The sequence below is a fragment of the Streptomyces sp. NPDC001381 genome (assembly GCF_042895685.1).
GTDB lineage: Bacteria > Actinomycetota > Actinomycetes > Streptomycetales > Streptomycetaceae > Streptomyces.
Window position 1 is genome coordinate 1,489,063 of the sequence record NZ_JBIAWO010000001.1, and the last position, 20,188, is coordinate 1,509,250.

Annotated in this window: 18 protein-coding genes and 1 tRNA gene; 7 read left to right on the top strand and 12 right to left on the bottom strand. The window is 73.0% G+C overall.

Annotated elements, in window-relative coordinates; genetic code table 11:
• Window positions 1–62 precede the first annotated feature (62 nt).
• A complete protein-coding gene (locus ACFY2L_RS06660) occupies window positions 63–353 on the top strand; it encodes a hypothetical protein (protein ID WP_390660199.1) in 291 nt (96 codons plus the stop codon).
• A gap of 70 nt (window positions 354–423) precedes the next feature.
• On the opposite strand, the gene ACFY2L_RS06665 is transcribed toward ACFY2L_RS06660, so the two are convergent.
• Entirely contained in the window at window positions 424–1,152 is a 729-nt protein-coding gene (locus ACFY2L_RS06665; protein ID WP_390660200.1) for an RDD family protein, read from the bottom strand.
• A gap of 156 nt (window positions 1,153–1,308) precedes the next feature.
• The gene (locus ACFY2L_RS06670) at window positions 1,309–2,865 is read right to left on the bottom strand and encodes an RDD family protein (protein ID WP_390821645.1); all 1,557 of its coding nucleotides are present in this window, start codon (window positions 2,863–2,865) and stop codon (window positions 1,309–1,311) included.
• Window positions 2,866–3,119: 254 nt separating this feature from the next.
• Here ACFY2L_RS06670 and ACFY2L_RS06675 point away from each other — a divergent pair, with 254 nt between their 5' ends.
• Window positions 3,120–3,596 (top strand): SsgA family sporulation/cell division regulator, encoded by a 477-nt coding sequence (locus ACFY2L_RS06675; protein ID WP_390821646.1) that lies wholly within the window; start codon window positions 3,120–3,122, stop codon window positions 3,594–3,596.
• 20 nt (window positions 3,597–3,616) lie between these two features.
• Here the strand turns inward: ACFY2L_RS06675 and ACFY2L_RS06680 are convergent, their stop codons facing one another.
• Complete coding sequence (locus ACFY2L_RS06680) at window positions 3,617–5,023, bottom strand: FAD-binding oxidoreductase (RefSeq protein WP_390660203.1); 1,407 nt, start codon at window positions 5,021–5,023, stop codon at window positions 3,617–3,619.
• 92 nt (window positions 5,024–5,115) lie between these two features.
• On the opposite strand from ACFY2L_RS06680, the gene ACFY2L_RS06685 reads away from it, so the two are divergent.
• Window positions 5,116–6,714, top strand: a complete 1,599-nt coding sequence (locus ACFY2L_RS06685; RefSeq protein WP_390821647.1) for a tetratricopeptide repeat protein — start codon at window positions 5,116–5,118, stop codon at window positions 6,712–6,714.
• A 76-nt stretch (window positions 6,715–6,790) separates the two neighbouring features.
• On the opposite strand, the gene hppD is transcribed toward ACFY2L_RS06685, so the two are convergent.
• Window positions 6,791–7,936, bottom strand: coding sequence for a 4-hydroxyphenylpyruvate dioxygenase (gene hppD, locus ACFY2L_RS06690; RefSeq protein WP_390821648.1), 1,146 nt, complete (start codon window positions 7,934–7,936; stop codon window positions 6,791–6,793).
• Between the two features lie 122 nt (window positions 7,937–8,058).
• Between hppD and ACFY2L_RS06695 the strand changes: the two genes are divergently transcribed.
• Window positions 8,059–8,541 carry an Lrp/AsnC family transcriptional regulator gene (locus ACFY2L_RS06695; RefSeq protein WP_390660285.1) on the top strand — a complete coding sequence of 161 codons (483 nt, stop codon included), beginning with the start codon at window positions 8,059–8,061 and terminating at the stop codon, window positions 8,539–8,541.
• Between the two features lie 147 nt (window positions 8,542–8,688).
• Complete coding sequence (locus ACFY2L_RS06700) at window positions 8,689–9,510, top strand: ABC transporter permease subunit (protein WP_390660206.1); 822 nt, start codon at window positions 8,689–8,691, stop codon at window positions 9,508–9,510.
• A gap of 157 nt (window positions 9,511–9,667) precedes the next feature.
• On the opposite strand, the gene ACFY2L_RS06705 is transcribed toward ACFY2L_RS06700, so the two are convergent.
• The 6 genes from ACFY2L_RS06705 to ACFY2L_RS06730 all read right to left on the bottom strand — a co-directional run bounded on the left by ACFY2L_RS06705 (window position 9,668) and on the right by ACFY2L_RS06730 (window position 15,527).
• Complete coding sequence (locus ACFY2L_RS06705; protein ID WP_390821649.1) at window positions 9,668–10,459, bottom strand: S16 family serine protease; 792 nt, start codon at window positions 10,457–10,459, stop codon at window positions 9,668–9,670.
• Between the two features lie 98 nt (window positions 10,460–10,557).
• Window positions 10,558–11,199: an IclR family transcriptional regulator gene (locus tag ACFY2L_RS06710; RefSeq protein WP_390660208.1), complete on the bottom strand. Its 642-nt coding sequence runs from the start codon at window positions 11,197–11,199 to the stop codon at window positions 10,558–10,560.
• A gap of 297 nt (window positions 11,200–11,496) precedes the next feature.
• On the bottom strand, window positions 11,497–13,302 hold the full coding sequence (locus ACFY2L_RS06715) for a DEAD/DEAH box helicase (RefSeq protein WP_390660209.1): 1,806 nt from the start codon (window positions 13,300–13,302) through the stop codon (window positions 11,497–11,499).
• 122 nt (window positions 13,303–13,424) lie between these two features.
• Window positions 13,425–13,814, bottom strand: coding sequence for a type II toxin-antitoxin system death-on-curing family toxin (locus ACFY2L_RS06720; RefSeq protein WP_390821650.1), 390 nt, complete (start codon window positions 13,812–13,814; stop codon window positions 13,425–13,427).
• Window positions 13,811–14,011: a CopG family transcriptional regulator gene (locus ACFY2L_RS06725; RefSeq protein WP_390660211.1), complete on the bottom strand. Its 201-nt coding sequence runs from the start codon at window positions 14,009–14,011 to the stop codon at window positions 13,811–13,813. The genes ACFY2L_RS06720 and ACFY2L_RS06725 overlap by 4 nt, the downstream gene beginning before the upstream one ends.
• A 40-nt stretch (window positions 14,012–14,051) precedes the next feature.
• Window positions 14,052–15,527 (bottom strand): MFS transporter, encoded by a 1,476-nt coding sequence (locus tag ACFY2L_RS06730; RefSeq protein ID WP_390660212.1) that lies wholly within the window; start codon window positions 15,525–15,527, stop codon window positions 14,052–14,054.
• A 229-nt stretch (window positions 15,528–15,756) separates the two neighbouring features.
• On the opposite strand from ACFY2L_RS06730, the gene ACFY2L_RS06735 reads away from it, so the two are divergent.
• Window positions 15,757–15,857 (top strand) — tRNA-OTHER (locus ACFY2L_RS06735).
• A 281-nt stretch (window positions 15,858–16,138) separates the two neighbouring features.
• Entirely contained in the window at window positions 16,139–18,520 is a 2,382-nt protein-coding gene (locus ACFY2L_RS06740; RefSeq protein WP_390821712.1) for an endonuclease/exonuclease/phosphatase family protein, read from the top strand.
• Window positions 18,521–18,605: 85 nt separating this feature from the next.
• Here ACFY2L_RS06740 and ACFY2L_RS06745 read toward each other — a convergent pair whose 3' ends face one another.
• Window positions 18,606–19,835, bottom strand: a complete 1,230-nt coding sequence (locus ACFY2L_RS06745; RefSeq protein ID WP_390821651.1) for an SUKH-4 family immunity protein — start codon at window positions 19,833–19,835, stop codon at window positions 18,606–18,608.
• A gap of 148 nt (window positions 19,836–19,983) precedes the next feature.
• A complete protein-coding gene (locus tag ACFY2L_RS06750) occupies window positions 19,984–20,169 on the bottom strand; it encodes a hypothetical protein (protein ID WP_390821652.1) in 186 nt (61 codons plus the stop codon).
• Between the last annotated feature and the right edge of the window lie 19 nt (window positions 20,170–20,188).

Consider the following 20,188-nt stretch of genomic DNA (forward strand, 5'->3'; position numbering starts at 1 on the left):
TTCCGCTCGGGCATGCAGCCGTTAGAGTCGAGATCTCCCCCGCTTCCGAGGACACGATTGCCATGCCTCGTCCGACTGTCGCACAGCTCACGTACGGTTCCTGCACCGTCATCTTCTCGACGCTCGCCATGCTGCTGCTGTCACAGACGAGTTCGGGACCCGGGATCGCGGTCGTCGCCGTCGCCGCACTCGCGCTCGGCGTGCTCGTCGCGCTGACGGTGCCGGTGACGCGGTCGTCGCCCGCCCCCGTGGCCCCGCAGCAGCCGGCGGCGCCCGAGCCGGTGCCCGTACCCGCCTCCGTCGCCGCGGCGTCCGGCGCACCCGAGCCCGTCCGGGAACCCACGGCGCCCTGAACGACCCGGTGGAGGGCCCGTGCCGTGCGGCGCGGGCCCTCCACCGCGCCGTGGCCCGCCCGCCGGTGCGTCAGGTCGTGCTGACCACCACCGTCTTGGCCGCCTTGTCGTGCAGGCCCTGCTTGTAGGGCTTGTCGAAGAAGCTCCAGCCGCCCGCGATCGCGGTCCAGACGCAGGCGCAGCAGAACGCGAACGGAACCCACAGCACCAGGGCGCGGATCAGCGAGGTCTGCACGGACGGCGTGGAGCCGTCGTCCAGGTTGGCGACCCGCATGCCGAGCCACTTCTTGCCGAGGGTCTGGCCGGTGCGGGCGATCAGGATCGTGTCGTACGCGACGTAGAGGACGACCGTGATGACCTCGCGTCCGAAGGTCTTGCCGAACTCGATCTCGTCGGCGTCGACGGTGTACTGGTCGACGCGGAAGGCCCACACCAGCAGCGCCACCACGATGTACACGAGGACCATGTCGATGATCCGGGCGAGCGTGCGCTTGCCGCTGTCGGCGAGCGGGGCCATACCGGCGAGCGGATCGGGCGGGTAGCCGCCGTACGCGTCACCGCCCTGACCCCCGTAGGGGCCGCCGCCCGCGTAGGGGCCGCCGCCTCCCGAGTAGGGCGGGGGCGGTTCCCCGTCGTACGGGGTGTCGTACGGCGAGCCGCCCCGGCCCTGGCCGGACGAGGGCGGCGGGCCCTGCGGGGGCTCCCGCGAGGGCTCCTGCGGCGGCTCCTGCGGGGGCTGTTTCCGGAGCGGGTCCTCCTCCGGCGGGCCGCCGGAGCCGGGGGGCGGTTCGGTGGTCATGGCCCGAGTGGAACCCGCGGCCCAGGCCGCCGCATCCGGCGAGCGGCCGTACGGGTGTTGCCGCCGGGGCGCGGGTGTGCCCGTACGGTTGTCGCCGAAGGACACGGGTGTGCCCCGTACGGCTGTCGCCGCGAGGGCGGGGTGCCCCTACGGGTGTCAGCCCGCCACGAAGGTGTGGGCGGCCTTGTCGTGCCAGCACTGCCGCCACGGCTTGTCGAACAGACCCCATACGACGCCCACGACACCGATCACGAGCAGCCCGGGCACGCTGTAGACCAGCCAGCGACGCAGGGCGGCCCCGAAGGACGGGGGCTCGTGGCCCTCGATGTCCCGGACCTCCAGACCGAGCAGTTTCTTGCCCAGGGTGCGCCCCCACCGGGCGGTGGGCAGGGCCTCGTACACGATCCCGAAGACGAGGAGGACCGCGAGGACGATGCCGAGGTAGACGGAGGTCGTGCCGTCGAGCAGCCACACGGTGACGGTCTGTCCGGTGAGCTCGGCCTCGTCGATCTTGTCGTTGACGTGGTCGACGGCCTTCAGGCCGAGCGGCACGGCCGCGGCGGAGGTGACGGCGGCGAGGACCAGCGTGTCGACGAGCCGGGCGGCGAACCGCTTCCCGAGCCCGGCCGGCCGGGCGGCCGCCTGCCGGCGCGCGGCCGCCTGGAAGATGTCCTCCACGGGCGGCTTCCAGGGCGCGGGCTGCTCGTCGGCCCCCGCCAGCCGGTGCACCTGCTGGGCCCACGAGGACTGCCCGCCGCCCGGACCGGCGGCCATGGGCGTGGACGCGGGCGCGGGCGCGGGTGCCGGGGCGGGTGCCGGAGCGGACTGCTGCGGGACGCCCTGCGCGGCCTGCGGGGCCCCGGCGAGGCCACCCGTCTGCCCGGCGGCGGGCGGGAATCCCACGGGGCCCTGCTGGGCGGGGCCCTGGAGTCCCGGGGTGGCCTGCGCCTGGGCCGCCTGGGCGGCGGCCGCCCGCTCGGCGGCGGCCTTGCCCGCGGCGAATCCCGGCTTGGCGGTGGTGGGAGCGGGGTGGGCGGGGGCCGCCGCGTCCGCGCCGCCCGGAGCCGTGACGGGTCCCGCCGGACTCGGGCCGCCCGCGCGCGGGTTCGGGGGGCCGAAGGTCATCGTGCTCGGGTCGGGTGCGGTGCCGGCGGACGGGCCCGCGGCCGCGTCCCTGGACGTGGGGCGGCGGAAGACGAACGTGCCGCCCGACGCCACGTCACCCGCGCCGGCCTCCGGCTCCGCCGGGGGGATCGTCGCCGTGCCGTCCGTGCTGGCCGACCGGCCGTCGGGCTGGGCCGGAGCCGCCGGACCGGGAACCCCGGGCCGCTCCGCGGACCCCGGCTGGGGACCGCCGGTCAGCCGGGATCTCGGATCGGCCTCGGGTGCCGCGCCCCAGGAGATCCGGCGGTCCTGGTCGCCGCCGAAGCCGGACTGGTGGGAGCGGTCGGCGCCCCAGGCCGAGGCGGGCTCGGGGCGGCCGCCGCCGTACTGCTGCGCCGGGTCGGGGTCCTCGTCGAAGAAGTGCGGGCCGGTCTCCTCCACGGGCGACGCCGGAGGGGTGAGCGGCGCGCCGTCCGACGGGGCCGGGCGGCTGGTGCCCGGTACCCAGGCGGAGCCGTTCCAGTACCGGACATATCCGGGAATGGACGGGTCCGGGTAATACCCCTCGCGGGGCCTGTCGTCGCCGGGTGCCGGGGTTGGGGCGCTCATGTCCGTCGTCCCGTATCTGCTCGGAGGTGGGATGGGGGCATCCACATCTATCAGACGGACGCAACCCCCACCGCCACTCCCGCCGTACCCGCCCCTTTCCGGGCAACCCCGTGCACTCCCTTCACACGTTCGGAACCGTCCGCCGCGGGTTCAGCCGTCGGAACGCGCGAAAAAAGTTCGGCGAACCCGCGTAATACTCCGCATCCCTAGCGCTCTCTCCCTCCGTACACATCCGTACCGAGAGGAGAACGACCATGCATCACACCGTGGTGGAGCGCGAGCTGGAGCTGAAGCTGATCCTGTCGCCGGAGCGCAGCATCCCCGTCCCGGCCCGGCTGGGCTACCGGGTCGACGACCCGTTCGCCGTGCACGTCACCTTCCACATCGACTCCGAGCACCCCGTGCACTGGACCTTCGCCCGCGAACTGCTGGTGGAAGGCGTGTTCCGGCCGTGCGGTCACGGGGACGTACGGGTGTGGCCGACGAAGGCGGAGGGGCGCAGCGTCGTGCTGATGGCGCTCAGCTCTCCCGGCGGCGAGGCCCTCCTCCAGGCCCCGGCCGCCCAGGTCTCGGCCTGGCTGGAGCGCACGCTGCGGGTGGTGCCCCCGGGGTGGGAGGGCGAGCGGCTCGGTCTCGACGAGGGGCTCGCCGAACTGCTCGCGCCGACCCCGGCGGACGATCCGTGGCCACGCGGCCCGTGGCCGGCGGACGAGGCGAAGGAGGGTGAGTGAGCCGTCCGGGTCCGGGAACCTCAGAACAGCTTGCCCGGGTTGAGGATCCCCAGCGGGTCGAACACCTGCTTGACCGCCCGCTGCATCTCCAGCCCCACCGGGCCGATCTCGCGCGCCAGCCACTCCTTCTTCAGGACGCCCACGCCGTGTTCGCCGGTGATCGTGCCGCCGAGTTCCAGGCCGAGGGCCATGATCTCGTCGAAGGACTCGCGGGCACGGCGGCACTCGTCGGGATCCTGCGCGTCGAAGCAGACGGTGGGATGCGTGTTGCCGTCGCCGGCGTGGGCGACGACCCCGATGGTCAGCCGGTGCTTCTCCGCGATGCGCTCCACGCCCTCGATCATGTCGCCGAGCCGCGACCGGGGCACACAGACGTCGTCGATCATCGTCGTGCCCTTGACGGCCTCCAGGGCGACGAGCGACGACCGGCGGGCCCGCAGCAGGAGTTCGGACTCCGCCGCGTCGTCCGCGGGGACCACCTGGGTGGCGCCCGCCTCCTCGCACAGCGCCCCCACGGCGGCGAGGTCGGCGGCCGGGTCGGAGGTGTCGAAGGCGGCCAGCAGAAGGGCCTCGGTCGACTCCGGCAGACCCATGCGCGAGAGGTCGTTGACCGCCTTGACCGTCGTACGGTCCATCAGCTCCAGCAGGGACGGCACATGCCCTCCCGCCATGATCCGGCACACCGCGTCGCAGGCGGCGGCCGCCGAGGCGAACTCGGCCGCCAGCACCAGCTGCCGGGGCGGCTGCGGCCTGAGGGCCAGGACCGCCCGTACGACGATGCCGAGCGAGCCCTCGGAGCCCACGAACAGGCGGGTCAGGTCGTACCCGGCGACGCCCTTGGCGGTACGGCGCCCGGTGGACATCAGCCGTCCGTCGGCCAGCACCACGTCGAGCCCCAGCACGTACTCGGCCGTCACCCCGTACTTCACACAGCACAGGCCGCCCGAGGCCGTGCCGATGTTGCCGCCGATGGTGCACGTCTCCCAGCTGGAGGGGTCGGGCGGGTAGCACAGGCCGTGGTCGCCCACCGCGCGGGAGAGGACGGCGTTGACGACACCCGGTTCGACGACGGCGATGCGGTCGACCGGGTTGATCTCCAGGATCCGGTCCATCTTCGTCAGCGACAGCACGATGCAGTCGTCGGTCGCGTTGGCGCCGCCGGACAGGCCGGTGCGGGCGCCCTGCGGGACGACCGGGACGCGTAGACCGGTCGCGGTGCGCATGACGTGCTGGACCTGTTCGACCGTGCGCGGCAGCACCACGACGGCCGGGCTGCCGGCCGGACAGAAGCTCGCCATGTCGTTGGCGTAGGAGACGGTGACGTCCGGGTCGGTGAGGACGGCGTCGGCGGGCAGGCCGGCGAGCAGACGGTCGACGAGGTTGCCCGTGACCTCGTCGCGTGGCGCTTCGATACGGCTCATGATCACAGGTTCGCACCCGGGGCCATCGGTGTGAACCCCGTCCCCGGTGGCCGTCACCTGCCCGGGTGCGGTGCGGGCGCTGCCGCACAGTGAGCGCCATGGACAGCGTCGTACCGAATGAAAAGAACACGGGCGAAGAGGACGTGGCGGAAGCGAGCGCCGTTGCAGAGGACGCCGGTGACGGGGGTGCCGGTGACGGGGGTGCCGGTGGCGAGGGTGCCGGTGGCGAGGGTGCCGTGGAAGAGGAAGCCGGTGGGAAGGACACCGCCCCCGCGCCGCGAGAGGCTTCCCGGACCGCCCCCTGGTACCGGCGGCGGGCGCCGGTCTGCTCGCTCGTCGGGGCTCTCGTGCTGGCCGGCGGGGCGGTGCTGCTGTGTCTGCCCGGGGAGCGGGCGGGACGCGGCACGGCGTCGGCACCGGCTCCCGGGGCGCTGGCGCACGCGGCGGTGGGAGCGGGGGTACCGGCCGCGCTGCCCGGTCTGAAGGCGCTGATCGACCAGCGCGAGAGCCGGGTGCGGGAGCATCCCCGGGACGCCCGGTCGTGGGCGGTGCTCGGCGCGGCCTACCTGGAGCAGGGGCGGCGCACCGCCGGGGCGGACGTCCTCTACCCGAAGGCCGAGCGTGCGCTGCGCACCTCGCTGAAGGTGCGGCCGAAGGACAACCCCGAGGCCCTCGACGGACTGGCCGCGCTGGCCAACGCGCGCCGGGACTTCCGGGCGGCGCTGGCCCATGCGGAGGACGCGCGCAGGCGGGCCCCGGCGCGCTGGACGACGTATGCGCAGCTCATCGACGCGTACACGGGCCTCGGGGACTACAAGAAGGCCGGCCGGGCGCTGGAGCGGCTGAGGGAGCTGCGGTCCGGGCCGGCCGTGCTGGCGCGGGCGGCCGGCGTGTACTGGGAGCAGGGCCGGCGGGAGGACGCGCAGGCCGCGCTGGCCGACGCGGCGGCCGGGGCCTCCTCCCCCGCCGAGGAGGCCGCCTGGCTGGAGCGGGCCGGGCAGCTGGCCTGGGAGCGCGGTGAGCGGGAGGACGCGCTGCGGCATTTCCGGGCGGCCCTGCGGCGGGACCCGGACCAGCGGGCCGCGCAGGCGGGCCAGGGACGGGCGCTGGCGGCGCTGGGCCGGACCTCGCGGGCGGTGACCGCGTACCGGGCGGCGCTGGAGGGGCAGCCGCTGCCGCAGTACGCGCTCGAACTGGGCGAACTGTACGAGTCGTCGGGGCGGACGTCGGCGGCCAGGGCGCAGTACGCCCTGGTGCGCGAGCGGGTGCGCGCGGACGCGGCGGGCGGGGTGGACGGGGAGCTGGTGCTCGGTCTGACGGAGGCGGACCACGGTGATCCGGCGTCGGCGGTGCGGCGGTTGCGGGCGGAGTGGCGGCGCCAGCCGGGTATCGCGGTCGCGGACGCGCTGGGCTGGGCGCTGCACCGGGCCGGTGACGACAAGGAGGCGTTGCGGTTCGCCGCGATCGCCACCGACCGGGTGCACGGCGGCGCGGTGTTCAGCGCGTCGTACGCGTATCACCGGGGCATGATCGAGCGGGGCCTGAAGCGGACCGCGTCCGCCCGCCGTCATCTGCGGGAGGCGCTGGAGATCAACCCGTACTTCTCCCCGCTGCACGCGCGTGCGGCGCGGGCCGCGCTCAAGGCCCTGGGAGAGCCCGCGGACGTGCCGCTGCCCGCGCCGCCCGCGTCCGGGTGAGCGCGCCGGCCGACGACCTGTGCGCCGGCCGGCGGCGGTGGCAGACCCCGCGGACCGCGGGGTCGTGTCCGGCCGCCTACAGGTTGCCCCGCTTCGCCTGCTCGCGCTCGATCGCCTCGAACAGGGCCTTGAAGTTGCCCTTGCCGAAGCCCATCGAGCCGTGGCGTTCGATGATCTCGAAGAACACGGTGGGGCGGTCCTGGACCGGCTTGGTGAAGATCTGCAGCAGGTAGCCGTCCTCGTCGCGGTCGGCGAGGATCTTCAGCTCGCGCAGGGTCTCCACGGGCACCCGGGTGTCGCCGACCCACTCGCCGAGGGTGTCGTAGTACGAGTCCGGGGTGTCGAGGAACTGCACCCCGGCCGCGCGCATGGTGCGCACCGTCGCGACGATGTCGTTGGTGTTGAGCGCGATGTGCTGGACGCCCGCGCCGCCGTAGAACTCCAGGTACTCGTCGATCTGGGACTTCTTCTTGGCGACGGCGGGCTCGTTGATCGGGAACTTGACCTTGAGCGTGCCGTCCGCGACGACCTTGGACATCAGGGCGGAGTACTCGGTGGCGATGTCGTCGCCCACGAACTCCTTCATGTTCGTGAAGCCCATGACCTTGTTGTAGAAGCCGACCCACTCGTTCATCCGGCCGAGCTCGACGTTGCCGACGCAGTGGTCGATCGCCTGGAAGGTGCGCTGGGCGGGCGGTGCGACGATCGGGTCCGCGGCCACGTAGCCAGGCAGGTAGGGGCCGTCGTAGCCGGAGCGGTCGACCAGGGTGTGGCGGGTCTCACCGTAGGTGGCGATCGCGGCGAGGACGACCGTGCCGTGCTCGTCCTTCAGCTCGTAGGGCTCGGCGACCGAGCGGGCGCCGTGCTCGATCGCGTAGGCGTACGCGGCGCGGGCGTCGGGGACCTCGATGGCGAGGTCGATCACGCCGTCGCCGTGCTCGGCCACGTGCCGGTCGAGGAACCGGCCCCAGGGGGTGGTGGGCCTGACGACGGAGGTGAGGACGAATCGGGCCGAGCCGTTGGTGAGCACGTACGACGCGGTCTCGCGGCTGCCGGTCTCCGGGCCGCTGTACGCGACCAGCTTCATGCCGAAGGCGGTGGAGTAGTAGTGCGCCGCCTGTTTGGCGTTGCCCACGGCGAAGACGACCGCGTCCATTCCCTTGACCGGGAAGGGGTCGGCCTGCCGGGCGGTGTCGGGAGCGTGGTGTGTGGTCTGCGTCATAGCGGAAGCCTCACTCCGGGGCGCAAGGTGCGCAACAGTTCGCTGTGGGGCTGGGCAATGTGTTCAGCGGTACGGCGGTTTCGGCGGGCTTTCTGTACAGGGTGACCATCTCGGAGGCGGGCGTGGCGATCGATCATCTGGACGCGCGGATCATCGTGCTGCTGGCCCGGGAGCCGAGGATCGGGGTCCTGGAGATGTCCCGGCGGCTGGGGGTGGCCCGGGGGACCGCGCAGGCCCGGCTGGACCGTCTTCAGTCGAACGGAGTCATCCGGGGATTCGGGCCCGAGGTGGATCCGGCGGCGCTCGGCTACCCGGTGACGGCGTTCGCCACCCTGCAGATCCGGCAGGGGCAAGGGGCGGACGTACGGGCCTACTTGGCGACCGTGCCGGAGGTGCTGGAGCTGCACACCACCACCGGCAGCGGGGACATGCTGTGCCGGCTGGTGGCCCGCTCCAACGCCGATCTCCAGCGGGTCATCGACCGGGTTGTCGGTTTTGATGGAATCGTCCGGGCCTCCACCGCGATCGTGATGGAGAACGCCGTTCCGCTGCGGATCATCCCGCTGGTGGAGCAGGCCGCCTCCGAGGGCCGGGAGAGGACATAGCCGACCTGGGGTGGTGAGGGCCTGTGAGCTTCCGGGAGCACCTGATGATCTTCCGCGGCAGCGCCTCCCCTGGCGACGCGGACGCGCACCCGGGAAGCGTCGACCGCCCCACGACGGCCTGGGTCCGCACCCGGAACAGGAGGGGGCGTGTCGGCGCCTGAACTGGAGGAGGAGCGCGAGGCGTCACCGTCCGCCGGGCCGGCCCGACGCGTCACCTGGCGCAGGCTGACCGTCCGGCCGGGCTTCCTCGTCGCCCTGCTGCTCGGCACCTGGCTCTGGTTCGGGCAGGCCGGGCTCGACCCGGTGTCGGCGAAGGCGCTGTCGGGCGGCCGGGTGCCGCAGGCCCTGTGGCGGCACGTGGAACTCACGCTGCTCGCCACCTTCTTCGTGCTCGTCATCGCGATCCCGCTGGGTGTCCTGCTGACCCGGCCGGTGTTCCCCCGGGCCCGCCCGGTCGTCCAGTTCCTCTCCGCCAGGGGCGGGGCGGCCACGGCGATCGGTTTGCTCGCCCTGCCGCTGATCTGGCTGGGCACCGGCGTACGGGCGGCCCTCGCCGGCATGGTCGCCTGCGCGATCCTGCCGGTCCTCTCCCGCACCCTCGCCGGCGTACGGGCCCGCGACCCGGCGCCGACGGAGGCGGCACCCGGAGCCGGGCCGGCACCCACGCGAGCCCTGACCCGCGTAGCACTGCCCCTCGCCGCCCCGCTGATCCTCGCGGCCGTCCGCACGGCGTTCGTCCTGAACGCCGCCACGGCGACAGCGGCGGCCTTCGCCGGAGCCGGCGGCCTGGGCGTCCTGATCCGCGCGGGCCTCACCGCCCACCGCACCCCGGTCCTCGTCCTGGGCGCGATCCTGACCCTCGCCCTCGCCCTGCTGCTGGACTGGCTGGCCTCGCTGGCGGAGCTGCTGCCGGAGCCGCCGAGGGGGGTGGGGGTGAGGGGCGTCGAGGAGCAGGAGGTCTCGGCGTAGGGCCGGTTGCCGACGTGGCACGTGGCGACGTGGCGCGTGGCGACGTGGTCGCCGGCCGCGACCCCGCGCGGGCGAAGCCGAGCGCCGGGGGCGTGTTCCCGGTGTGCCGGGCGTCGCGCGGCAGGCGCTTTGGCACCAGGCCCTCAGCCCTCAGCCCTCAGCAGCGGGGCACGGAGCCCTTTCCGCTCTGCAGGGCCGTGAGCGCGTTCACCGCTCCCTCGAGTGTGGTGACCGGGATCAGGCGGAGGCCCTTGGGCAGTTCGGACTTGGCGTCGCCGCACTCGTCCTTCGGGACGAGGAAGACGGTCGCCCCGTCGCGGCGGGCGGCCTGGGTCTTCAGGGCGACGCCGCCGACCGCGCCCACGGTGCCGTCCGTCTCGATGATGCCCGTACCGGCGATGGTGCGGCCGCCGGTGAGGTCGCCGCCCTCGCCGTTGCCGTCGAGCTTGTCGACGATGCCGAGCGAGAACAGCAGTCCGGCGCTGGGACCGCCCACGTCGGCCAGCTTCAGCGTGACCTTGATGCCGTCGTCGGTGCGGTCGAGGTACTTCAGGGCGGCCTCGGTCGCGGCGTCCTGGGACTGCTCCATCTGCTCGGTGTTGTGCCGCTCGATCTCCTTGGTGGTCTGCCCGCTGGGGTAGACGGAGTCGCGCGGCATGATCGCCTGGTCGCTGCGGAACCAGCCGTCGATCACATCGCCGAGCCTGACGTCGGCGTCCGGGCCGGTCGCCTCGATCGTCGTCATCCGCAACTGCCCGGACGTGTTCCGGGTGGACGCGCCGGAGATCGTGATGACGGGGGTGCCCTCGTTCTCGCCGAGGACGTTCGCCGTCATGCCGGGCTGCGCCACCGTGAACGGCAGGGGCGCGACCACCGCCGTGGCGAGGAGACCCACGAAGGGCACGGCGCAGACGGCGAGGGCCTGGAGGCGTGTGAGGCGAGAGAGCACGGGGTCAATGTAACCGGCGCGGGTGCGCGGACCACCGCGAGGTGCGCGCGCTGCCCGGCCGTCGGCGGCCCCGGGAGGTCCCGCGGCCGGTACGGCACTCAGCGCAGCGCCTCCGCCACCTCACGGGCCGCGTCCATCACCCTCGGCCCCACCCGCTCCGGCACCGCGTCGGCCAGCATCACCACACCCACACTGCCCTCGACGCCCGTCACCCCGAGCAGCGGCGCCGCGGCACCGCTCGCCCCCGCCTCCAGTTCCCCGTGCGTCAGGGTGTAGCCGGGCTCGCCCGGCAGCCTCTGGCGCGCGGCGAGGATCGCCCGGCCGGCCGCCCCGCGGTCCAGCGGATGCCGGAAGCCGGCCCGGTACGCCACGTGGTAGTCCGTCCAGGACGGCTCGACGACCGCGACCGCGAGCGCCTCCGCGCCGTCCACCAGCGTCAGATGGGCGGTCGCCCCTATGTCCTCGGCCAGCGACCGCAGAGCGGGCAACGCCGCCTCGCGCACCAGCGGATGCACCTGACGGCCCAGCCTCAGCACCCCGAGGCCGACCCGGGCTCGGCCGCCCAGGTCACGTCGTACGAGTGCGTGCTGCTCCAGCGTGGCGAGCAGCCGGTACACGACCGTCCGGTTCACGCCCAGTTTCTGGGACAGCTCGGTGACGGTCAGCCCGTGGTCGGTGTCGGCCAGCAGCTTGAGGACCTTCAGGCCCCGGTCGAGCGTCTGGGAAGTCTCCGCGGTCACGACGCCCACTCCTTCAGTGGTGAGGTCGGCAGCCCCCGTCACGGCGGATGCGTCACCGAGTCCCGTCAGTGACGCGCGTCAGAGGCCGCCGATCGGCAGGTGGGCCAGGCGTGTCCGGGCCCAGTCGCTTCACGGCTGCGCTCCGCGGCGGCGCTGCCACGGGGCGTGTGCGTAGCGGGACAGTAGCGAAGCAGGTTCGCTGAGCGGAAGAGAACGTCCAGAATCCGGTCAGTGGCCGGTAAGGACTGCTAGTGTTTGCCTCGCTTTTGCCCTGGTACGTCGCCCGCGCGGCGTGCCTCACTTCATGCGGGTCGCCCACTCCTGCACCTTGGCGATGCGCTGGCGCAGCTGCCCGGCCGTCGCCTCCGCGCTCGCCGGTCCCCCGCACACCCGCCGCAGCTCGGTGTGGATGACCCCGTGCGGCTTGCCGCTCTGATGGACGTAGGCCCCGACCATCGTGTTGAGCTGCCGGCGCAGCTCCATCAGCTCCTTGTGCGAGACGACGGGCCGCCGCTCGGCGGGCAGCTCCAGCAGGTCGGCCTCGCTGTCGGGCCGCTTCTTGCTGTGCGCGATCTGCTTGGCCTGCCGCTTCTGCAGCAGCAGTTGCACCTGCTCGGGCTCCAGCAGCCCCGGGATGCCGAGGTAGTCCTGTTCCTCCTCGCTCCCCGGGTGGGCCTGCATGCCGAACTCGGCGCCGTTGTACATGACCCGGTCGAAGACGGCGTCGGACTCCAGGGCCTCGAAGGGCAGCATGTCCTGCTCGCCGGTGTCCTCGTCCTGCTGCTTCTCCGCCTCCTGGAGGAGCTTCTCCTCCTCGGCGTACGGGTCCTCCTCGCCCTCTTTCCTGGGCTTGTCGAGGACGTGGTCGCGCTCGCGTTCCATCTCGTTGGCGAAGCCGAGCAGATCGGGCACGGTCGGCAGGAACACGGACGCGGTCTCGCCGCGCCGCCGGGACCGTACGAAGCGCCCCACGGCCTGCGCGAAGAAGAGCGGCGTGGAGATGGTGGTGGCGTACACCCCCACCGCCAGCCGGGGCACGTCGACACCCTCGGACACCATCCGGACCGCGACCATCCACCGGTCGTCGCCGTGGCTGAACTCGTCGATCCGGTCGGAGGCCCCGGCGTCGTCGGAGAGCACCAGGGTCGCCTTGGTCCCGGTGATCTCGCGGATCAGCTTGGCGTACGCACGCGCCGAGTCCTGGTCGGAGGCGATGACGAGGGCGCCCGCGTCCGGGATGGCCTTCCTCACCTCCGTCAGCCGCTGGTCGGCGGCGCGCAGCACGCTCGGCATCCACTCGCCGCGCGGATCGAGCGCCGTACGCCAGGCCTGGCTGATCGCGTCCTTGGTCATCGGCTCGCCGAGCCGGGCGGCGATCTCGTCACCGGCCTTGGTGCGCCAGCGCATGTTGCCGCTGTAGGAGAGGAAGATGACGGGCCGGACGACATGGTCGGCGAGGGCGGACCCGTAGCCGTAGGTGTAGTCGGCGGCGGACCGCCGGATCCCGTCCGCACCCTCCTCGTAGGTCACGAAGGGGATGGGGTTGGTGTCGGAACGGAAGGGGGTGCCGGTCAGGCACAGCCGCCGCGTGGCGGGCTCGAAGGCCTCCAGGCACGCCTCACCCCACGACTTGGAGTCACCGGCGTGGTGGATCTCGTCGAGGATGACGAGGGTCTTGCGCTGCTCGCTGCGGTTGCGGTGCAGCATCGGCCGTACGCCGACGCCCGCGTACGTCACCGCGACGCCGTGGTAGTCCTTGCTGAGCGGGCCCGCGCTGTACTCGGGGTCCAGCCGGATGCCTATCCGCGCCGCCGCCTCCGCCCACTGCTTCTTGAGGTGCTCGGTCGGCGCGACCACGGTCACCTGCTGCACGACGTGGTGGTGCAGCAGCCAGGAGGCGAGGGTCAGCGCGAAGGTCGTCTTGCCGGCGCCGGGCGTGGCGACGGCGAGGAAGTCGCGCGGCTGCTCCTGGATGTACTTCTCCATCGCCCCCTGCTGCCAGGCCCGCAGCTTGCTGGCGGTACCCCAGGGGGCGCGGCCGGGGAAGGCGGGCGAGAGGTGGTGGGAGTGGGAGTGCGAGGAGGTGGTGGCGGCGGTAGTCACGGTCTCCGTGGGGGGTCGGGCGGCGCGGTTCTCGGCTGGGTATGACAACCGGGCCACCCTACCGGCGGGGCGTCCGCGTCATCACGCGAACGAGGCCGGGGCACCGGGAGGTGGGACCCACGTCACATGGGCTGTTCGGCCAGGCCTCGCAGTACGTCGGCGATGGCCTTGATCTCGTCCATGCCGCCCTCGGCCACGGCGACGACCAGGCGCTCGGCGGCGTCGATGTCCGGACGCAACTGCACGTCGTTCAGCGCAAGGAAGACGACGCAGGAAGTCCAGGCCGTGCGCTTGTTCCCGTCGAGGAAGGGGTGATTGATCGCCAGGGACTGCAGGAGTGCCGCCGCCTTGCCGAACAGGTCGGTGTACGCCTCCTGCCCGAACATCGAGGCAGAAGGACGGTGCACGGCCGACTCCAGGAGGCCGACGTCCCGCACGACGACGGCCTGGTCATCGACGGCAAGCTCCGCGATGGCCAGGACGTCCTCGGCCGACAGGTAGACGTACGTCACTTGAGCCGCTCCAACAGCTCGGCCCACTTGGCGGTCTGCTCCCTGGCGGCCTTGCGGACCAGCGTCTCGTGAGCCGTCCTGGCCAGATAGTCGTCCACCGCCCGCAGCAGTATCGCGTGCATGCTGGTGCCCTCCTCCTCGGCGCGCAGCTTCAGAGCTTCCGTCTGGTCGTCGCGAAGACGCAGGTTCATGGCCATACCAGAACGGTACCAAACACTGGGGTCATATTGGTACCACTCAGAGGGACGCGGTCCGCAGCCGCGTCGTCACCCACGCCCCCGCCAACGCCACCCCCGCCATCGGCAGGAAGACCGCGGCGAAGGCCGCCGGATGCGAGGAGCCGTCGGCTGCGGCCGCGTGCGCCACGCTCCCCCCGCCGAGCGCCGCGAAGGCCGCGCCCCCGCCGGCCAGCAGCAGCACGTTCGACAGCCCGTCGGAGATCTGCAGCGCGGCCGAGTTGGCCCCGGCCTCCTCCGGGGCGGACAACTGCAGCAGCAGCACGCTGGTGGAGGAGATGACGAGCCCCATCCCGAAACAGCCGAAGCCCCAGGCGACGGCGACGGTCCAGGCCGGCACGGAGTGGATCAGCACAGCGGGCGCGGCGGCGATGGCCGCGGCCACCAGCACCATCCCCGCCGTCATCAGCCGCTCCCGGTACGGCTCCACCCGCGCCCGCGCCTGCAGCCAGGAACCCAGCGCCCAGGTCCCCCCGCCGGCCGCGAGCGAGAACCCGGCGAGGGTGGGGCTCAGGCCGCGCTCGGTGACGAGCATCAGCGGCACGAAGGACTCCGCGGAGACGAAGGCACCGGCGGCCAGCCCGCGCAGCAGCACCACGGACGGCAGCCCGCGGGCCGCACGCCAGATCCCGGCCGGGAGCAGTCCGCGCGCGGCGGGCAGGAGCAGCGCGAGCCCGGCCACGACGGGCACGGCGGAGACGGGCCGCAGGTCCTGGGCGCCGTACTGCAGCAGGCCGGCGCCGCACGAGATCCCGAGGGCGAGCCGGATCCGCCGCCGGTCGAAGGACGACGAGCCGGCGGAAGAGGACGAGGCGTCACCCGAGGCGCCGCGAACGGCCCCGCCGGCCCGCCGCCGTATCTGGGGCAGGGCAAGGGCGAGCGGGAGCAGGACCAGGGCGGGCATCCCGAGGAACACCCAGCGCCATCCGAGATGCTCGGTCACCGTCCCCGCGGCCAGCGGGCCGACCACGGACGGCACGACCCAGGCGGCGGCGAAGGCGGCCATGATGGCCGGCCGGAGCCGCTCGGGATAGGCCCGGCCCACGACGACGTACAGGGCGACGATGACGAGCCCGCCCCCCAGCCCCTGCACGGCCCGCCCGAGGATGAACGCCCACATCGCCTGGGCGGTCCCGGCCACCACGAGCCCCGCCGCGAAGGCCCCGATGCCCGTGCTCAACGCCCCGAGCGGCCCGCGCCGGTCCGACCACTGTCCGGCGAGCACCATCCCGAACAGGCTGGTGGTGAAGTACCCGGAGAACGCGAACGCGTACAGCGACACACCGCCCAGCTCCCGGGCGGCCACCGGCATGGCGGTCCCCACCGCCGTCGCCTCGAAGGCGATGAGCAGCACCACGGAGACGATCCCGACACTGAGCGCCCGGTACGCCCGCCCCAGAACGGACTCACCCGGGCCCGTGCTCGGACTCTCACATGCGTCGGCGACATCAGCGTCGCGGGGTTCCAGGACAGCCATGCCCGCCAGCGTAAGGTCCACGACTGACATTGACCCCTGTCAGGAGACGGACCCCGGCCTCCGACCTTGGTCGTACACCCGGCCCCGTTCACGAACGGCACATGGCAGTCCCGTTGCAGCCCCCCGGTCCCCCTTGAACCCCCTTCCACCCCGCCCGTACGGCCATTCCACCAAGCCGGAACAGAACAGGTTCCACCCGGCCGTATGCACGGACGGACGCTTGGTGAACGGCCGTGTGCCCGAGTGGTTCAGGGGCTCGCCTGCACTGCGTTCATCAGCGAGCTCCGCTCGCGGGGAGTCACGTGGGTTCGATTCCCGCCACGGCCTCCATCAGGGCGCGGCTTCCGGCAGTGTGGGACGTCGGGCCGCGCCCGGGTCGTGGCTGACGTGGTGCCAGTCTCCTTGCTGTTCCCCGGATTTAACCTACGACCCCTTGGCGACGCTGTCTCTACGCGCGTAACTTGAGCCGACCTCCCCCCAGCACCCGGCCGTGCACGACGACGTACGAGGAGATCGGCAGCGTGTCCAGTCCCGCAGGCAGCAGAGTCCCCAGATCCACCGGAACCCCGGGCGTCCGCAGCAGCCGTCGCTCGGCCCGCGCGCTCATATCCGTGGGCGTGGCGGGCGCGTTCGCCATCGTCTCCCTTCCCGCCGCGTACGCGACGCCGTCCGCCACGGCGGTGATCTCCGAGGTGTACGGCGGTGGCGGGAACTCGGGGGCGACCCTGACCCGGGACTTCGTCGAGCTCGGCAACGCCGGGTCGGCGGCCTACGACCTGGCCGGCTTCAGCGTCCAGTACCTGCCCGGCTCGCCGTCCTCGTCCTCGGCGTGGCAGGTGACCGCGCTCAGCGGGTCGCTCGCGCCGGGCGGACGGTTCCTCGTCGCCGAGGCGGCGGGTTCCGGCGGGACGACCGCCCTGCCCACGCCCGACGCCACCGGCTCCATCGCCATGAGCGGCACGAGCGGCACGGTCGCGCTCGTCTCCGGAACCGCCGCCCTGACCTGCAAGACCGCCGCCGACTGCGCGGCCGACAGCCGGATCGTCGACCTGGTGGGATACGGCAGCGCCGTCGTCCGGGAGGGAAGCGGGCCGGTCACCGGCGCCTCCAACACCGCGTCCGTCGCCCGCGGCACCCTGCTCGCCGACACCGACGACAACGCCGCCGATCTCGCCTCCGGCACGCCCTCCCCGGTCAACTCGGCCGGTCAGACGCCCGGTTCGGGCGACGGGGGCGGAGACGGCGGCGGGGACGACCCCACCCTGCCCGGCACCGTCCGCGTCCATGACATCCAGGGCACCACCCGGCTCTCCCCGCTCGCCGGGCAGACGGTCACCCGTGTCCCGGGCGTCGTCACCGGTGTGCGGACGTCCGGGTCGAAGGGGTACTGGATCCAGGATCCGGCAGCGGACTCCGACCCGCGCACCAGCGAAGGCGTCTTCGTGTACACCGGGTCCGCCGCGCCCACCGTCGCGGTCGGGGACTCGGTGCTGGTCAGCGGCAAGGTCAGCGAGTACTACCCGAGCAGCACCAGCCAGTCCGTCACCGAGCTCACCGGGCCCACCGCGACCGTGCTCTCCAGCGGCACCGCGCTCCCCTCCGCCGTCACCCTGGACGCCGCGAGCGTGCCGTCCGCCTACATCCCCACCGCCGGCGGCGGCAGCATCGAGTCGCTGCCCCTCGAACCCACCGTGTACGCCCAGGACTTCTACGAGTCGACCGAGGGCATGCGCGTCAGCTTCTCCGACGCGCGGGTCGTCGGCGCGAGCGACGCCTACGGCGAGCTGTGGGTGACGGTGAAGCCGGACGAGAACGCCACCGTGCGCGGCGGCGCCCTCTACTCCTCCTACGACCAGCCCAACACCGGCCGGCTGAAGGTGATGTCGCTGGACACCACCGCCTCCTTCCCCGCCGCGAACGTCGGCGACGAGCTGTCCGGCACCACCACCGGGCCGCTCGACTACTCCACCTACGGCGGCTACGACGTCCAGGCCACCCAGCTCGGCGCCCTGGCCGATCACGGGCTGAAGCAGGAGGTGACCCGCCGGCAGAAGGGCGACGAGCTGGCCGTCGCCACCTACAACGTGGAGAACCTGGACGCGCTGGACGACCAGCAGAAGTTCGACCGGCTCGCCCAGGGCGTGGCAGTCAACCTCAACTCGCCCGACATCGTCGCCCTGGAGGAGATCCAGGACGACAACGGCGCCGCCAACGACGGCACGGTCACCTCCGAGGCCACCCTCACCCGCTTCACCGACGCGATCCGCGCCGCCGGCGGGCCCCGCTACCAGTGGCGCTACATCGCTCCCGCCGACGGACGGGACGGCGGCGAGCCCGGCGGCAACATCCGTCAGGTCTTCCTCTTCAACCCCAAGCGGGTCTCCTTCACCGACCGGGCGGGCGGTGACGCCGGCACGGCCACGAGCGTGGTGAAGACGCGCAAGGGTGTCCGCCTCACCTACTCCCCCGGCCGGATCGACCCGGCGAACGACGCCTGGGACAGCAGCCGCAAGCCGCTGGTCGGCGAGTTCGTCTTCCACGGCGAGACCGTCTTCGTGATCGCCAACCACTTCAACTCCAAGGGCGGCGACCAGCCCCTGCACGGCCGCTACCAGCCTCCGGCCCGCAGCTCCGAGACCCAGCGTCAGGCGCAGGCCGCCGAGGTGAACACCTTCGTCAAGTCGCTTCTCTCGGCGGACAGGAACGCGAAGGCCGTCGTCCTCGGCGACCTCAACGACTACGAGTTCTCCCGCACGGTCACCACGCTCACCGACGGCGGTGTCCTCACCCCGCTGATCACCACCCTGCCGGCCGCCGAACGCTACACCTATGTGTACGACGGCAACTCGCAGACCCTGGACCACATCCTCACGAGCCCGGCGGTGACCCGCTTCGACTACGACGTGGTCCACCTCAACGCCGAGTTCGCCGACCAGGCCAGCGACCACGACCCGCAGATCGTGCGGATCGACGTCAGCAGGTGCCGACGCTAGGGCCTGTGGACCAGGCCGCAGGAAGGCAGCGGTGCGGTCCGGCCGGCCAGACCCCGCGTCTGCGGTGTGATCCGAACGACAGGCGCTAGACCTCGGCGCACAGGCCGCCGCCCGGCTCGTCCTCGAACATCCCCGGCCAGTAGCGCCAGCCGTCGTCGGCGGGGGTGGCCGGGGTCGGGTCGCAGGCGACGGGGTCGACCCCGGCCAGGGTCCAGGACATCGCCTCGGCCAGCTGGTCGTAGGCCTCGGTCAGTTCGTGCACCGCGTCCAGGGCCCGCTCACGCCGTATCAGCCAGAGGGTGAACGCCAGGGTGGAGACGTCGGCGTTGAGCGGGCGCAGGGCGAGGTCCGGCTCGCTCCAGCTCAGCACCGCTCCCGTGGCGCCGTCCACGACGAGGCTGGTGTCCTCGAGCAGATGGCCGAGGCGGATCAGCCGGTCCGCGTGCGCCGGGAGCCGCTCCTCGGCGCAGACCCCCTCGGGGGCGTCGGCGCAGTACTCGGCGAGCGTCTGCAGCGGCATGTCCGTGTCCAGGAAGAACCAGACGACCTCTTCCGGCAGGCCCACCTCGCGCAGGAAGCGACGGGTCGGCGCGTGCGTGAGCGCCTTGGGGAAGTCGACGTCCTCGAAGCGGACGATCCCGGAGGCGCCGAACTCCTCGTCCAGCAGACGGGCCGGCAGGTCCAGGGTGAGGCCGGAGGCGGTGCCGGGACCGGCCACCAGGGCCAGCGGGCGGACCACCGCGGCCAGCTTCCAGAAGAGCTCCGGCTCGCCGCCCGTGCCCCCCGCCTCGAACACCGCCAGCAGCTGCCGGGTGGCCTCCGCCACCGCCTGCGGGCCCAGCCGGCCCGCGTAGGAGGCGAACTGGCCGCGCAGGGCCGCGAGTTCGTCCACCGCCGTCGCGCAGCGCACCAGCCTCTCCAGGCTGGGCGCGAGGGGGCGCAGGTCCATCAGGTCGGGCCGGTCGTGCAGGAAGTACGTCGTCGAGATCTCGCCCGTCGTGCCGTCCAGCAGGACGGACTCCCGCTCCCGGCCGTCCGCGCCCAGGATGCCGCCGATGACCAGCCGGTCGCGCAGCTCCGCCGCCAGGCGGCCGTCGGGGTCGCCGGTGGAGTCGCCGACCGTGCGCAGCCCGTCCGCGCGCAGCGCCTCGAACGTCAGCAGGCCGCCGTCGCCGGGCAGTCCGGGGCCGGTCAGCCAGCGGCGCGTCGGCGCGTGGGTGACGTACGGGTCCAGTTCGTCCTCGGTGAGGGTGATCGTCGTCGTGCCGGTGAGGTGTGCGATGTTCGTGGCGGTGGTGGTCCTGGTCGTGCTCATCGGGTCCCCCGTGCGGATAAGTGCGTGCGCCGTCCCACTGCTCCGCACCCTACGCGGAGCCACTGACAACGGCCCCTGACCAGCGACGACGCCGCAGCGACTCCGACAGCGCCCCGCACCACCGACACCGGCCCACACTGAGTAGACGTCACACCACCCTCGCGCGTTCCCTTCCCGCCGGAATCGCCTCGACCGTCTCCCCCACCGTCAACCGCGTGGTGTCCAGCCACAGTCCGATGCGCGGAGTGCGCGTGCGCAGTGCGTCGTCCAGTCCCGCGACCGTCCAGACGGCGCCGTAACCGGTCTTCTCCCGGCCCGCCTCACGCGCCGTCACGGCCTCGGCGGGGGCTCGT